The following is a 14,897-nucleotide window of genomic DNA, read 5'->3' on the forward strand; positions in this document are numbered from 1 at the left end:
CGTCAGGACGCGCGTGCCGCCGCCGCCATGAGTTCCGCCGTCCACCTGCGCACGGCCTCGGTGAGTTCAGGTGTGACGAACGCCAGGAGGGTGTCGTCCACGGTTCCGTCGGGCCCGACGACCAGGCCGGTCCGCCCTTCCAGGGCAGGATCGGTGGCGGCGGCCAGCGGGCCCTTCGCGGCCGACGTGACCGGAGCCGAGACGCCCTTCAGGACCTGCTCCCAATGGGGACGCAGCGCCGGCGGCAGGATGTCGATGGTCATGAGCGCGGCGTTGTCGGTGGCGGCGGCCCCGGGGTCGGCCGCGAGCACCGAGACGCCTCTGGATGCCAGACGCCCCGCCAGCTCCACGGAGTGCGCGAGGTGGGCCAGCTTGGCCCGCCCCGTGGCGGCCAAACCGTAGTGGGGACCCGCCGGTTCGACGTCGTCGAACACGCTCTCGGCCGCGGCGATGGCGCTCGACGTGACGTTCACGATGCGGCTCGGGGCCGCGGCGGCGAGCGCGTCGAGAAGCGTCTCGGTGAGGACGTAGGGCGAGAGGTGATTGAGTGCGATGCTCGCCTCGATGCCCTCGGGGCTCTCCCACCGTTCGGTCCACATGCCGCCCACGTTGTTCACCAGGAGGTCCAGGGCGCCTTCGCCGGCGAGGCGCTCCCCGAGCCGCCGGGTCTCGGCGAGCGACGACAGTTCCGTGCGGACGAAACGCCCCGCGCGGCGCCCGGCGGCCTCGTCGACACGGGCCACCGCCGCCTCCCCCCGAGCCGGGTCGCGGGCGACGAGAGTGACGTCCCATCCTTGCCGTGCCAGCCCCACGGCCGTCTCCAGGCCTATGCCGCCGGTGCCGGCCGTCACCACTGCCTTCGGGGTGTGCTCAGTCATTTCCGTGCTCCCATGCGCCGCGTCGTCCGTGGGCGGGTGAACCCCGTCCGTGCCTCCAGCAGACAGGCCACGCGCCGATCATGGAAGTTCCGGTCCGGCATGGGCCGATGCCGGGGCGGCATGGCCACAGGTGGGAAGATGTGCGCATGGGTGATGTGGAGATCCGGCAGGTCCACTACTTCATCGCTGTGGCGGAGGAAGGTAACTTCACCCGTGCCGCACAGAGGCTGTCGATGACACAGCCCGCGCTCTCCCGGGCGATCCTGGCCCTGGAGAGGACCGTTGGCACCACCCTGTTGCTGCGTACCCCGAAGGGCGTCACCCCCACCGCCGCCGGTCACGCGATGCTCGAAGAGGGCAGGTCGCTGCTGGCGCAGGCGGGGAACGTCACTTCGCGGGTACGCCGGGCGGCCGAGCAGCGGAACTCCGTGACGGTGACCGGGCCCGGCTGTGACGCCGCTCTGCTGGACGGCATGATCCGGGCGTACAACGAGACCGGTCCGCGGCATCCGGCCCGGATGACCGTCGGCACGATCGACGACCAGCTCGACCGGTTGCGGTCGGGGCAGGCGGACATCGCGCTCCTGCGCGCCGCCCTGCCCGGGCACGGCCTGGACAGCGTGGTGCTCCGCCACGAAAGCGTCAGCGTGCTGATGGGGGCCCGGCACCGGCTGGCGGACCGGGAGACCCTGACGATCGCCGACCTCGCAGACGAACCACTGCTCGGCTGGCTGGGCCCGGGCGCCCAGCTCAACGACCCGGGCCTCTGGCCGGACGGACTGCCGGGCACGCCGGGGCCCCAGGTGAGCGACGGCCTGCAGATGCTGGCGGTGGTCCGGCTCGGGCAGGCCGTCGCGCTCGCGGCCCCGCCGGCCGACGGCACCGGTGCGCCCGAGGGGACTGTCGGGATCCTCCTGGAGGACGGGCCTGCCGTGCCCCTGCGGCTGGTCTGGCCGCGGGAGCGTACGACACCGGCCGTCCGACGCTTCGTCAGGCACACCGTCGCAGCGGTCGGCTGAACCACCGGCGCAGGTCCTGAGAATCGCCTGAACGTTCTACGGCCCTTTATGTGGCGCATTCTCGTATGGCCGCCGCCTAGTTCCTGTGCGTCAACAATGAGTTGACCAATGAAGTCGTCAAGATTGTTGACACTTTTCCTCGAGGTCACCTACGTTCGCAGCGCAGGATCCGACGGCCGCGAGAGGGAGAGACCGTGAAGCACCGGGCAGTGAGGCGCAGGACCGTCGTCATGGGTGTGGGTGCGGCCGCAGGGGCCGTGGCAGGGGGCGGCTTCGCCCTCAGCGCCCATGCCTCGGGCAGCGCGGGATCGAAGCCCTCCGGTGGTGCCGGTTCCCTTGTCTTCGACAAGGACGGCTTCACCGAACTGACGACGACCATCACCACGGACGACGGCGACAAGGAAGTGACCTACCACTTCTACAAGGCTGTCACCTACGTAGCGCGTCCCGTGGACGAGAAATACCAGAGCCTGAATGTCAGCGTTCCCGTCGAAATCGACGGACAGCCGGTGAACGCCTCCGGCGCACCCATTCTCCTCGCCAACTCCGTGGGCGGCTACATGCCCTCGTCCGTGGCGGACGCGACCGGCGTCGGCGGTGGCGGAATGGGCGGCGGCATGCCCCCCGGCGGGGGTGGCGCAAGTCCCTCTCCCGGCGCCCCGGCGGCCGGCGGCACCGGTGAGGTGCCGTCCGGCGGCAACGGGCAGCTCGACGACGCCGGCAAGAGGGTCAGCAACGCCGAGCTCGCCCTGGCCGCGGGATTTGTCGTCGTGGAGCCCGGGGCGCGCGGCCGTACCCTCACCGACGCGGAAGGCACTTACTACGGCACGGCGCCCGCCGCGATCGTGGACCTCAAGGCGGCGGTGCGGTACGTCCGCTTCAACAAGAGCCGTATACCGGGCGACACCGACCGCATCGTCACCTCGGGCACCAGCGCGGGCGGCGCCCTCTCCGCTCTCCTCGGAGCATCCGGCGACAGCCCGCTGTACGCGGAGTACCTCGAGGAGATCGGTGCGGCCGACGCGAGCGACGCCGTCTTCGCCAGCGGAGACTGGTGCCCGATCGCCGACCTCGAGCACGCCGACATGGCGTACGAGTGGAACTGGGGCGCCAACGAGCTGAGTGGCGGCGGGCTCGTCGACCGGACCGTCTCCAAGGAGCTGGCCACCGCGTTCGCCGACTACCAGGCGTCCCTCAAGCTGCGTGCGAAGGGCTTCGGGAGCCTCACCGCGCGCAACCTCGACGACTACCTCCTGGAGACCTACCTCCGGCCGTCGGCGACCGCCTACCTGAAGGGCCTCCCGGAATCCGACCGTTCGGCCTACCTGGCCGCGAACCCGTTCATCACCTGGTCCGGTGGCAGGGCCACGTTCACGTGGGACGGCTTCCTGCAGCACGTGGGGGCGCGGAAGAAGAACACGCCGGCCTTCGACGCCTTCGACCTGTCCTCGGGCGAGAACAACCTGTTCGGTACGGGAACCACTCAGGCCAGGCACTTCACGCTGTACAGCCTTCGGCACGAGAAGGGCGGCAGCGCGCGGCTGGACCCCGACCTGGGCGAGAAGCTCAAGCTGATGAACCCGATGCACCACATCGTCAAGGAGCGCAACCCCGGCCGTTCCAGGCACTGGTGGATCCGCGTCGGCACCAAGGACAGTGACACCTCGCTCACGGTCGTCGCCAACCTCGCCGCGAGCCTGGAGCAGTTGGGCGACGACGTCGACGCGTACTACTACTGGGACCAGGGCCACGGGGCCAACACCGACGCGGCCGGCTTCATCGCATGGATCGCCGAGGTGACGGGTCACGACAGGAAGAAGGAGAACGGCGGCTCCGGCCGCTGAGGCCGACAACGGCCGGGGTGACGCGCTCCTGGTGAGCGCGTCACCCCGGCCGTGCGCCGGGCCTCAGCCGGCCCGGCGGCTCGTCCGCACGCTCCACCGGCCCTCGAAGCGGGTGAGGTGGACCGGGTGGTCGAAGCATTTGCTGATCTGATCGCTGGTCAGCACCTCGTCGGCGGGGCCCGACGCCAGGCACCGCCCGTCACGCAGCAGCATCACATGCGTCGTGCCGGGAGGAAGCTCCTCCAGGTGGTGCGTGACCAGGACCGAGGCGAGCTCCGGTGAGCTCTGCTGAAGGGTGTCGATCCGTTCGATCAGCTGCTCACGCCCCGCGACGTCCAGCCCCGTCGCCGGTTCGTCCAGGAGCAGCAGCCGTGGCCGCGGCATGAGCGCCCGCGCGATCAGGGCGCGCCCCCGTTCGCCCTGGGACAGGGTCGGCCACCTCGCCTCGCGGCGTCCGGCGAGGCCGAGCAGGCCGGTGAGACTGTCGGCCAGGGCCAGCTGTTCCGCCGTCGGCCGCCAACGGGGCGCCGGCTCGATGCTGTTGGTCAGGCCCGTCAGGACGACGTCCCTGACCTTCAGCGGCGAGCGCAGCGCGTGACGGGGGTCGACATGGCCGACGTACGTGCGCAACTGGCGCAGGTCGACGCGCCCCAGCTCGTGTCCCAGGACCTCGACCGTGCCCCGGGTGGGGTGTGCGAGCGCCCCGAGGAGGCCGAGGAGCGTGCTCTTGCCGGCGCCGTTGGCGCCGAGCAGGGCCCAGTGCTCGCCGGCGCGCACGGTCAGCGAGACCTCGCTCAGGATGTGGTTCCCGTCGCGGACGACGTCCACGTCGTGGACGCGGAGGACGGGGGTGTCGTCGGTCATCGGGTCTGTACTCCGGTGCGGTTGACGGCGGCCATGACCGCGTGGACGGAGGCGGCCAGGACCGAGGTGTCCCAGCCGGATCCCCAGCAGGTGGCCCCGTCCACACGGCACTCGGCGTAGGCGACCGCGGGGCTGCCCGGCCCGGTGGCGGTGGAGTGCTCGGCGTAGCCCAGGACGTCGACCGTGACACCGGCCGTACGCAGGGCGTCCGTCAGGGCGGAGAGGGGACCGTTTCCGGTGCCCTTGCAGGAGCGGACCCTCCCGTCGGCGCGCAGTTCACAGGTGAACTCGTGCTCACCGGGCCCGGTCTCCGAGGTGGTCCAGGCCTCCAGCGTGAGCGGACCGTCCTGCGCGGGGGTGATGTACGTGGTGCGGAAGAGGTCCCACAGCTCCTTGTGGGAGAGCTCGCGCCCGGTGCTGTCCGTGAGGTGCTGCACCGTACGCGAGAAGTCCGGACGCATCGCCTGCGGCAGGTCCAGCCCGTGGTGGGTGCGGAGCAGATGCGCGATTCCTCCCTTCCCGGACTGGGAGTTGATGCGGATGACCTCCTCGTACGTACGGCCGATGTCCTCCGGGTCGATGGGCAGGTACGGCACCTCCCAGGGCGCCTCCCCGGCGCTCACCCCGGACTCGGCTGCCTGCTTCGCGTGGTGGGCCATGCCCTTGGCGATGGCGTCCTGGTGGGTGCCGGAGAACGCCGTGTGCACGAGTTCACCGCCGTAGGGGTGCCTGGGGTGGACCGGGATCCGGTTGCAGTGCTCCACCACGTCACGGACCGCGTCGATGTCGGAGAAGTCGATCATCGGGTCGACGCCCTGAGCGTAGAGATTGAGCGCCAGAGTCACCAGGTCGACGTTCCCGGTGCGCTCGCCGTTGCCGAACAGGCAGCCCTCCACCCGCTGGGCGCCCGCCAGCACGGCGAGTTCGGCGCAGGCGACGCCGGTGCCCCGGTCGTTGTGCGGGTGCACGGAGAGGATCACGGAATCGCGGCGCGCCAGATGGCGGTGCATGTACTCGATCTGGTCGGCGTACACGTTCGGCGTGGCGATCTCCACCGTGGCCGGCAGGTTGTGGATCACCGGCCGGTCCGGGCTCGCCTCCCACAGCTCGGTGAGGCCGTCGCAGATCTCCAGGACGAAGTCCGGCTCGGTGAGGTTGAAGACCTCGGGGGAGAACTCGAACCTGACGTCGGCACCCGGTCGTTCCTCCACGCGGCGCATCAGATGCGTGGCGGCGTCCCTGATCAGCGCGTGGACCTCGGCGCGGGCCCGGCCCAGGACGACGTCCCGCCACACGGGCGCGGTGGCGGTGTAGAGGTGGATCAGGGTGCGGGGGAGCCCTTCGACGGAGTCGACGGTCCGGTCGATCAGGTCCTTGCGGGCCGGCGTGAACACCGAGATCGTCACGTCGTCCGGCACCGCCCCGCTCTCGGCGAGGTGGCGTACGAAGTCGAAGTCGGTCCGGCTGGCGGACGGGTAGCCGACCTCGATCTCCTTGAAGCCCATGGTGACCAGGAGATCGAACAGGCGGCGCTTGCGCTCGGTGTCCATGGGCTCGGCCAGCGCCTGATTGCCGTCGCGCAGGTCGACGGGCACCCACAGGGGAGCGCGCTCGAGCCGGCGCGAGGGCCAGGTGCGGTCCGTCAGGGGCAGGGCCACCCGGTCGTGAGCCGGGCGGTAGCGGTGGTGGGGCATCGCGCTCGGGCGCTGGGGATTCCAGGCCGGTGCGTCCGCCGGGAGGCCCCCGGCGGGAGTGCGCAGGGTGGGGAACGGCGTGGCCCCGGGGGGAGCCGGAGTGCCGGAGGAAGAAGTCATCGCGGAGAGAACTTTCGGTCGGCCATGATGACCGGCACAGCCCGACACCCGCTGCGGGGGGCCGGTCGGTCGTGTCAGGCCCCGCAGCGGCGGACGAGGAGAAGGAGCTCGTTCGGCGGCATGCCGGGTACAGTAGCCCTGACGAACTCCTCAGACAACCTGAGGTGTACATCGGAAAGTGACCTCACATGCCGCTGGGACCCCTGAGACCCTCGCCCCTGGTCGAGCAGGCAACCGAGCATCTGCGCGAGCAGATCAGCACGGGCGCCTGGCCGGTGGGGACGAAACTCCCTGGTGAGACGAGCCTGGCCGCCTCCCTGGGGGTCGGACGTTCCACGGTCCGCGAGGCGCTGCGCGCACTCGCGGGGGCGGGGCTGGTGCAGGCGAGACAGGGGGCCGGTGTCTTCGTCATCGCGACCGAGCCCGAGGAGGACTGGGCCACGCGGCTGCGGCGCGCGGCCGTCACCGACGTCTACGAGGTCCGCATCGGCATCGAGGTCGAAGCCGCGCGGCTGGCCGGACGGCGCCGGACGGACGACGACGTCGCCGCCCTCACCGCCGCCCTGGCCGGACGCCGCGCCGCCGCCGGATCGGGCGACGCCGCGTTCGTCGACGCGGACATCGCCCTGCACGCGGCCGTGGTCGCGGCGGCACACAACCCCGTACTCTCGGCGCTGTTCACCGAATTCGTCCCCACGCTGCGCAAGGGGCTGATCGACATGCTCGCCCTGCTCGAACTGCGCTCCGGGGACCCGAACCACGGCGACGAGGACCACGCCTCACTGGTGGACGCCGTCGCGCGGGGGGACGGCGACGCGGCAGGCCGCACGCTCCGCGAGGAACTGGAGCAGACGCTGGCCCGGCTCACGTCGCTGTAGCGGGACTCGCCGTCGGCCGAGAGGGAGGGGAGTGGGGATGAGCACGCCGAGAATCCGTGTCGCCGCGTATGTGATCCGGCGTCGCGAGAGCGCGGAGCTCCTGGTGTTCGACCACGTCGGCATGGCTGACGCCGGAACCCAGGTTCCCGCCGGGGGAGTCGAGCCGGGCGAGGAGCTGTCCGACGCCGTTCTGCGGGAGGTCGCCGAGGAGACCGGCCTGCTGACCGCCGACGTGATCCGGCCGATTGCCGTCGACGGGAGCCCGCACCCGCAGACGCGGCAGCCGCGCCGGACCACGTTCTTCCTGCTGCGGGCACCGGAGGGCTCGCCCGACGCGTGGGTCCACCGGGTGCGGGGTGACGGCGTGGACGCCGGCCTCACCTTCGCCTGCCGGTTCGAGGCCCTGCCGCTGCGGCGGTCCCTGGCCGACGGGCAGGACGCGTGGCTGGGGAACCTGGAGCTCTGAGAGGGACCGGGAAGCCGCACCGGCAGCCTCCGCACGTCAGTGGCCGTGGCCCCCGTCCGTGGTGCTGTCGTCGTGCCCGTCCGAAGGGGTCGCCGGACGGGGGGTGTCCGCCCCGGCCCGGGACGGGACGGTGAAGGCCGCCGTCCGGACCGTGCCGTCGTGCTTGAAGTCCAGGAACAGCCGGTAGGCGGCGGAACCGGGCGCCGTCGCGGTGAACGCGACCTCCGGTCCGGCTTCCGTGGAACCGTCGCCGGGCTCCCCGTCGGGGTGCACGTGGAGATAGGCGAGGTCGCCCGCGCGCAGGGCGACGAGATGCCCGTACGCGCCGAGATAGGGCTGCAGGTCGGTGACGGGCCGGCCGTCCTTCCGCACCGTGAAGGTGAGGTGCTCCGGCACGCCGGGGCGCAGGGTGCCGTTCAGGGAGACCGTGTACCCGTCGACCTCGGTCGTCGGAGCGGGCTTCGGGAGCTCCGCCTCCTTGTGCGTCCCGGACACGGCCAGATCTGCACCCAGGGTCAGGTCCACGGCGTTCCTGTCGGCCGGCGTGAAATCTGCGAAGACCCGGTAGTCGCCGGCCGCGGGCAGCTCCACGGGGGTGCTCCACGTACCGTCGGCCGCCCGCGTGGGGTGCAGGTGGCGGTAGGTCGCCAGGTCGCGGGAGGCGAGGATCAGATGCATCTCCCTGTCGTGCTCACGCTGGAAGTCGGTGACCGGACCGCCCGACCGGTCGAGAACGGCGAAGCGCAGCTCGCTGCGCCGGTCCGCCTTCACGCGTGGGGTCCTCAGGTCGAGCGTGTAACCGCCCTCGGAGATCTGGAGGCCCCCGGCCGGAGGCCCGGTGCGGCTGCCCTCGGAGTGTGGCGCCGCACTCTCCGTGCGGCTGGAAGGCTCGGTGGTGCCGGCACCCGGGTCCGTGACGGCTCCGATGCCGTATGCGGCGCCGAACGACGCGGCCAGAGCGGCGGTGAACGCGGTGATCTTCGCGGCGGGATTCATGACTGCTCCTGTTGCCTTCTGCGTGGAGGGCTCGCGACGGTCCGACGACTCAGACCATATACCCGTGGGGGGTATCTGCAAGTGATGCTGATGAGGCTTGCGATGCATACGGGTGGGGGGTATACCTGACCGACGGGAAAGATACCCGTGAGGGGTATACTGGGTTCCGTTCGGACGAGGAGCAGTAAATGACTTCAGCCACTACCGGCGCCGACCGGGTCGAGCTCGCCATCGGCGGCATGACCTGCGCCTCGTGCGCGGCGCGGATCGAGAAGAAGCTCAACCGCATGGAGGGGGTCGAGGCCACGGTCAACTACGCCACGGAGAAGGCCAGAGTCGACTTCGCCGGGGACGTCTCGGTCGACGACCTGATCGCCACGGTCGAGGCCACCGGCTACACAGCCCGGCGCCCGGCCCCACCCCTCCCCGAGCCCGGCGGCTCCGGCGAGCCCGCCGCCGGCCGGGGCGAGGACGAGCGCGCCGACGGCGAGCTGCGGTCCTTGCGCCAGCGGCTCGTCACCGCGGTGCTGCTCGCCGCGCCGGTCGTCGCGATGGCGATGATCCCGGCCCTCCAGTTCGAGTACTGGCAGTGGCTCTCCCTCACGCTGGCCGCCCCGGTCGTCACCTACGCGGCCTGGCCCTTCCACCGTGCGGCCTGGACCAACGCCCGTCACGGTGCGGCCACCATGGACACCCTGATCTCGGTCGGCACATCGGCGGCGTTCCTCTGGTCGCTGTGGGCGCTCTTCTTCGGAACCGCCGGGATGCCGGGCATGACGCATCCATTCGAATTCACGATCAGCCGCGGCGACGGAGCGGGGAACATCTACCTGGAGGCCGCCGCCGGAGTGACGGCCTTCATCCTGGCCGGCCGGTATTTCGAGGCCCGCTCGAAGCGCAAGGCGGGCGCCGCCCTCAAGGCGCTCATGGAGCTGGGCGCAAAGGAAGTCACCGTGCTGCGCGAGGGCCGTGAGATCACCCTGCCCACGGCCGGTCTGCACGTGGGGGACCGCTTCCTGGTCCGCCCCGGCGAGAAGATCGCCACGGACGGGACCGTCGTCGAGGGCTCCTCGGCGGTCGACGTCTCGATGCTGACCGGCGAGTCGGTGCCCGTCGAGGTCTCCACAGGTGACTCCGTCACCGGGGCGACCCTCAACGCCGGCGGCCGCCTGGTCGTCGAGGCCACCAGGGTCGGCGCCGACACCCAGCTGGCCCGGATGGCCACGCTCGTGGAAGAGGCCCAGAGCGGCAAGGCCTCCGCGCAGCGCCTTGCCGACAGGATCTCCGCGGTCTTCGTGCCGGTCGTCATCGGGCTGGCGCTCGCCACGCTCGGTTTCTGGCTCGGCTCGGGTGCGGCACTCACCGCGGCCTTCACGGCGGCCGTATCCGTACTGATCATCGCCTGCCCCTGCGCACTGGGCCTGGCCACACCCACCGCCCTGCTCGTCGGCACCGGCCGCGGGGCCCAGCTCGGCATCCTGATCAAGGGACCGGAGGTCCTGGAGAACACCCGCAGGGCCGACACGATCCTCCTCGACAAGACGGGCACCGTCACCACGGGCCGCATGACGCTGCTGAAGGTCCACGCGGCCGCCTCCACGGACGAGGCCGAAGTGCTGCGCCTCGGGGGCGCACTGGAGCACTCCTCCGAACACCCGATCGCCCGGGCCGTCGCCGAGGGCGCCGCCGGGACCGTGGGCGCGCTGCCCACGCCCGAGGGCTTCACCAACGTCCCCGGCCTCGGTGTGCAGGGCGTCGTCGAGGGCCGTGCGGTCCTCGTCGGCCGGGAGAAGCTGCTGGCCGACTGGTCGATCGAACTTCCCGAGGAGCTCAGGAAGGCCAAGGACCTGGCCGAGCAGGACGGGCGGACCGTGATCGCGGTGGCCTGGGACGGCGAGGCGCGTGCGGTCCTGGAAGTCGCCGACGCCGTCAAGGAGACCAGCGCCGAAGCGGTCCGGCGGCTGCGCGGCCTCGGGCTGACCCCCGTCCTGCTGACCGGTGACAACAAGGCGGTCGCCACAGCCGTCGCGGCCGAGGTCGGCATCGACGAGGTCATCGCCGAGGTGATGCCGCAGGACAAGGTCGAGGTCGTCAAGAGGCTCCAGGCGGAGGGACGCAGCGTCGCCATGGTCGGCGACGGGGTCAACGACGCGGCCGCGCTCGCCCAGGCGGACCTGGGCCTGTCCATGGGGACGGGCACGGACGCCGCCATCGAGGCCGGCGACCTGACTCTCGTACGCGGGGACCTGCGGGTGGCCGCCGACGCGATCCGGCTCTCCCGCAGGACGCTGGGCACGATCCGCTCGAACCTGTTCTGGGCCTTCGCCTACAACGTGGCGGCCCTCCCGCTCGCCGCCGCCGGCCTGCTCAACCCCATGATCGCCGGTGCGGCCATGGCGTTCTCGTCGGTCTTCGTCGTCGGCAACAGCCTCCGGCTGCGCGGCTTCCGCGCCGCCGGCTGAGAGGACGTCCGCGCCCCGCGGACCCGCGTCCCTCGACGGGGGCGCGGGAATCGGTGAGCGGGTAGGTTCAAGGCGTGGCCACTCTGCTGATCGTGCATCACACCCCCTCGCCCAACTGCCAGGCGCTGTTCGAGGCGGTGCTCTCCGGCGCGACGACGGAGGACATCGAAGGCGTCCGGGTCGTGCGACGGGCGGCGCTCTCCGCCACGGCCTCCGACGTGCTCGCGGCCGACGGCTACCTCCTCGGCACCCCGGCGAACCTCGGGTACATGTCCGGCGCCTTGAAACACTTCTTCGACCAGGTCTACTACCCGTGCCTGGACGGGACGAAGGGCCGGCCCTTCGGCTACTACGTGCACGGCGGCAACGACGTCACCGGCGCCGTACGGGGCATCGAGACGATCACCACGGGCCTCGGATGGCGGCGTACGGCCGACGCCGTGACTGTCACCGGTGAGCCGGGCAAGGCCGACACGGAAGCGTGCTGGGAACTGGGGGCGACACTCGCCGCCGGACTGATGGGCTGACAGACTCCCGGCTACGGTCACCCTCGCACCACCCGGGCCGGCACCTCCTGGGCATGCCGCCGTACCCGGACGGCAGATGCCGCGTCAGGTGCGGTCGATGTGCACGCTGGTCGACTTCACGCGGGCCGTGGCCTGCATGCCGACCTCGAGTCCCAGTTCCTCCACGGCTTCCCGGGTGAGCAGCGAGACGAGGCGGTGCGGGCCGGCCTGGATCTCGACCTGTGCCGCTACGTCGCCCAGCTTCACCGCGGTGACGATGCCGGGGAAGGCGTTGCGGGCCGAGGTGTAGGGGACCTCTTCCTCGCCGGGGGAGGCCTGACCGACCTCGATCGAGAACGCGGCCAGATCACGGCCGTCGATGAGGCGGCGCCCGCCCTCGTCGCGATGGGTCGCTACCCGGCCCGCGTCCGCCCAGCGGCGGGCGGTGTCCGGGCTCACGCCGAGAAGACGTGCCGCCTGCCCAATGGTATAGGTCTGCATGTGCTGCACGATATGGCTCAACGGCTTGCATTTGCAAGGTACTCATGAAGTCAGCCTCGCATCTGCGAATCCTTCTCAGGTCCGTTGCGCGACCTGCGGGCTTCCGCCGGGCGCCTGAGTCGACGCCCCCCGCCCGCCCCGTCTCAGTGCGGCCTCCAGGTGAGCTTGCCGCCGCCCACCCAGCGGATGACGGCCGGGTCGTCGAGGTCGTGGACCGGAATGCCGGCCGCCGCGGCGGCGATCAGCACATCCGTCATCGCCGTCGCACTCCCGATCACCTCTCCGTCGATCTCCACGATCCGGAAGGGGGGATGGCCGGGCTGGACGGGCAGGACGGTGATCCGGGGCGCCGAGGCGAGAGGGCTTTCAGTCATAGGCGGATCGGTTCCACGCGGGCGCCCTCGGTATGCGCCTGAGCCTCAGCTGTGAGTCGTATGCCCGATTTGAGGTAGTTTTTTGGAATTAATCCTGTAATCCATAAAAGGCCATTTCGTGTGACCTGGGGCCTTCGCGCGGGCGCAAAACGCCCGAATCGGACTCCGTGACCAGGGTCACTTCATGGGTCCCGGACGCAGGGGTGCGGTAGTCGGTTCCCTTCTGCGCCAAGAGAAATGGGCGACGCGATGTGGGGTGGATTACATGAATTCCCGAGAATTGATCTTGCGAATGAATTGTGATCATCGCGCCAGGCTTGTTCCTTTCCCTATTTCTCGCCTACGGTCACCATCACTCCGGGCGGAACGCCGAATCCTGCCGCCGTCCGGTTACCCGACCACTTCTCGTACGGCAGGAGCGGGGGACCCAAGTAAGCGCCGATCCGGTTTCCGGAGCGGCTCGGGGTGAAGTCGCATTCGCATGCGGCCGGGCATCTCCAGCCCGAACCCGACAGCTCACTTCGCAGGCGACGGAGAGGAATTCAGCATGCCCGAAAACGGTAAGCACCGTCGTTCCAGGACCAGTTCGCTCACCCGCGGCATCATCGCCGTGAGCACGGGCGGAGCCGTCCTGGCCCTCCCTGTGATCGGTGCGACCGGAGCCTTCGCGGCCCCGGCCCAGCCGGCCGCCGTGGAAAAGGCTGCGACGTCGACTGCCGCGTCCGGCAAGGGAATTGCCGCGCAGAAGTCCAAGTCCACCACCTATTCCGTGATCTTGGGTGACACCCTTGCGAAGATCGCACGCGAGCATTCCGTGAACGGTGGCTGGAAGGCCCTGTACGAGAACAACGAGAAGGCTGTCGGCGGAAACCCCGACCTGATTCACCCCGGTCTGAAGCTGACCATCGGCGGCAAGGCCGAGAACAAGTCGGCGGACAAGGGTGGGAAGGCCGAATCCAAGGCCTCCGCCTCGTCCGACCGTGCCTCTGAGGGCGCCGACCGCGCCGACCGGTCGGAGCGCACGAGCACCCCCACCGCCGCGGAAGGCGCACCTGCCGCCGCCGAGGCCGCTCCGGCCGCCGAGCCGGTCTCGTACACGAACGACCTCGACGGCTGGATCAAGGAGTCGCTCGCCGTCATGGCCGAGCACGGCATCCCCGGCAGCTACGAGGGCATCCACCGGAACATCATCCGCGAGTCCGCGGGCAACCCCCAGGCCATCAACAACTGGGACATCAACGCGATCAACGGCGTGCCGTCCAAGGGTCTGCTCCAGGTCATCGACCCGACCTTCCAGGCCTACCACGTGCCCGGTACGTCGATGGACAGCTACGACCCGGTCGCCAACATCACGGCCGCGTGCAACTACGCCGCGGACAGGTACGGCTCCATCGACAACGTCTTCGGGGCCTACTGAGCCTCGCCCAGGCGGGACCGCTGCCGCACGGGCGTGTGACAGAGGGACAGTAGTGACGGGTGGTGCGGGTTCGGCGGAACCCGCACCACCCGTCGTCCGTTTTCGGCGGGCCGATCGGCTCCGGAGGCCCCCGCGCCGTCGGCATCACGACGGCCGAGGTGTCGCCGACAGGCCGGGCGGGGTGCGGGTGACTGGTTTCGTACAGGTTCGTCGTCCATACTGCCCGCCGTGGAGCAGCGCATAGATTCGAACACCAAGCCCGAGTTCGCCGCAGGGACAGACCCGGCGTACATCCCTGGCCTGACGGCCCCTGTCCCCGCGCGGACGGAGGCGGAGAAGGCGGCGCCCCAGGAGCCCGAGGAGGCCCAGGAGACCCGGGAGACCGGGACTGCGGACGCGCTCGCCGACGGGGCCCCGGACGAGTCCGCGGCCGCCCCCGAGGACGCCGCCGTGGACGACAAGGCCTCCGACGACACGGCCGGGGGTGACGACGAGGCCCCGGCCGGCGGGACGGCCCCGGAGGCCGAGCCCGTGCCCGCCGGCAGGAGCGCCGTCGATGAGGACGGCCCCGTCTTCGAGGTCAGCGACCGGCGCGGATCCATCAGGGTGGACGCGGACGGCGTTCGCTTCCGCCTCGACGACCAGGAGGCGGAGTTCGACTGGGCCGAGATCGGTGCGGTCGAGGTCAAGACCGGCCGCTTCGGGCGCCGGTTCACCGTGACGGTCCACCTGTCGAGCCGCCGGTGGTTCAACGCCGAGGTCGAGGCCGGATCCCGGGGCGACCTCAAGGGGTGGACGGCGGAGCTCGACGAGGCGCTGGACGCTTACTTCGAAGAGGCCTGACCTCTTCGGGGCATGCCTGAGCACCGGGCCGGACG

At 70.8% G+C, this 14,897-nt stretch carries 14 protein-coding genes and 1 riboswitch; of the genes, 8 read left to right on the forward strand and 6 right to left on the reverse strand.

Going from position 1 to position 14,897, the window contains the following annotated elements:
* Positions 1-2: 2 nt before the first annotated feature.
* On the reverse strand, positions 3-878 hold the full coding sequence (locus tag OG379_RS29130; RefSeq protein WP_405665927.1) for an SDR family NAD(P)-dependent oxidoreductase: 876 nt from the start codon (positions 876-878) through the stop codon (positions 3-5).
* A 146-nt stretch (positions 879-1,024) separates the two neighbouring features.
* On the opposite strand from OG379_RS29130, the gene OG379_RS29135 reads away from it, so the two are divergent.
* Complete coding sequence (locus tag OG379_RS29135) at positions 1,025-1,897, forward strand: LysR family transcriptional regulator (RefSeq protein ID WP_405665928.1); 873 nt, start codon at positions 1,025-1,027, stop codon at positions 1,895-1,897.
* 230 nt (positions 1,898-2,127) lie between these two features.
* Positions 2,128-3,741, forward strand: coding sequence for a subtype B tannase (locus OG379_RS29140; protein ID WP_405668693.1), 1,614 nt, complete (start codon positions 2,128-2,130; stop codon positions 3,739-3,741).
* Between the two features lie 63 nt (positions 3,742-3,804).
* Here the strand turns inward: OG379_RS29140 and OG379_RS29145 are convergent, their stop codons facing one another.
* Both OG379_RS29145 and leuA read right to left on the reverse strand, forming a co-directional pair.
* Positions 3,805-4,605, reverse strand: coding sequence for an ABC transporter ATP-binding protein (locus OG379_RS29145; RefSeq protein ID WP_405665929.1), 801 nt, complete (start codon positions 4,603-4,605; stop codon positions 3,805-3,807).
* Positions 4,602-6,419, reverse strand: a complete 1,818-nt coding sequence (leuA, locus tag OG379_RS29150; RefSeq protein WP_405665930.1) for a 2-isopropylmalate synthase — start codon at positions 6,417-6,419, stop codon at positions 4,602-4,604. The genes OG379_RS29145 and leuA overlap by 4 nt, the downstream gene beginning before the upstream one ends.
* Positions 6,420-6,607: 188 nt before the next feature.
* Between leuA and OG379_RS29155 the strand changes: the two genes are divergently transcribed.
* Both OG379_RS29155 and OG379_RS29160 read left to right on the forward strand, forming a co-directional pair.
* Entirely contained in the window at positions 6,608-7,297 is a 690-nt protein-coding gene (locus OG379_RS29155) for a FadR/GntR family transcriptional regulator (protein ID WP_405665932.1), read from the forward strand.
* A gap of 37 nt (positions 7,298-7,334) precedes the next feature.
* Entirely contained in the window at positions 7,335-7,763 is a 429-nt protein-coding gene (locus OG379_RS29160; protein WP_405665933.1) for an NUDIX domain-containing protein, read from the forward strand.
* A gap of 36 nt (positions 7,764-7,799) precedes the next feature.
* Here the strand turns inward: OG379_RS29160 and OG379_RS29165 are convergent, their stop codons facing one another.
* Positions 7,800-8,759 (reverse strand): hypothetical protein, encoded by a 960-nt coding sequence (locus OG379_RS29165; RefSeq protein WP_405665935.1) that lies wholly within the window; start codon positions 8,757-8,759, stop codon positions 7,800-7,802.
* A gap of 188 nt (positions 8,760-8,947) precedes the next feature.
* Between OG379_RS29165 and OG379_RS29170 the strand changes: the two genes are divergently transcribed.
* Positions 8,948-11,221, forward strand: a complete 2,274-nt coding sequence (locus OG379_RS29170) for a heavy metal translocating P-type ATPase (protein WP_405665937.1) — start codon at positions 8,948-8,950, stop codon at positions 11,219-11,221.
* Between the two features lie 74 nt (positions 11,222-11,295).
* Positions 11,296-11,748: a flavodoxin family protein gene (locus OG379_RS29175; protein ID WP_393762179.1), complete on the forward strand. Its 453-nt coding sequence runs from the start codon at positions 11,296-11,298 to the stop codon at positions 11,746-11,748.
* A gap of 84 nt (positions 11,749-11,832) precedes the next feature.
* Here OG379_RS29175 and OG379_RS29180 read toward each other — a convergent pair whose 3' ends face one another.
* Positions 11,833-12,228, reverse strand: a complete 396-nt coding sequence (locus tag OG379_RS29180) for a helix-turn-helix transcriptional regulator (RefSeq protein WP_362931164.1) — start codon at positions 12,226-12,228, stop codon at positions 11,833-11,835.
* 143 nt (positions 12,229-12,371) lie between these two features.
* On the reverse strand, positions 12,372-12,602 hold the full coding sequence (locus tag OG379_RS29185; RefSeq protein ID WP_405665938.1) for a hypothetical protein: 231 nt from the start codon (positions 12,600-12,602) through the stop codon (positions 12,372-12,374).
* A 357-nt stretch (positions 12,603-12,959) separates the two neighbouring features.
* A riboswitch (cyclic di-AMP (ydaO/yuaA leader) is annotated at positions 12,960-13,145 on the forward strand.
* A gap of 4 nt (positions 13,146-13,149) precedes the next feature.
* Between OG379_RS29185 and OG379_RS29190 the strand changes: the two genes are divergently transcribed.
* Complete coding sequence (locus tag OG379_RS29190) at positions 13,150-14,019, forward strand: transglycosylase SLT domain-containing protein (protein ID WP_405665940.1); 870 nt, start codon at positions 13,150-13,152, stop codon at positions 14,017-14,019.
* Positions 14,020-14,247: 228 nt separating this feature from the next.
* Positions 14,248-14,862 carry a hypothetical protein gene (locus tag OG379_RS29195; protein WP_405665941.1) on the forward strand — a complete coding sequence of 205 codons (615 nt, stop codon included), beginning with the start codon at positions 14,248-14,250 and terminating at the stop codon, positions 14,860-14,862.
* Positions 14,863-14,897 lie beyond the last annotated feature (35 nt).

It is taken from the genome of Streptomyces sp. NBC_01166 (assembly GCF_045039765.1).
In the GTDB taxonomy this organism is placed as follows: Bacteria; Actinomycetota; Actinomycetes; order Streptomycetales; family Streptomycetaceae; genus Streptomyces.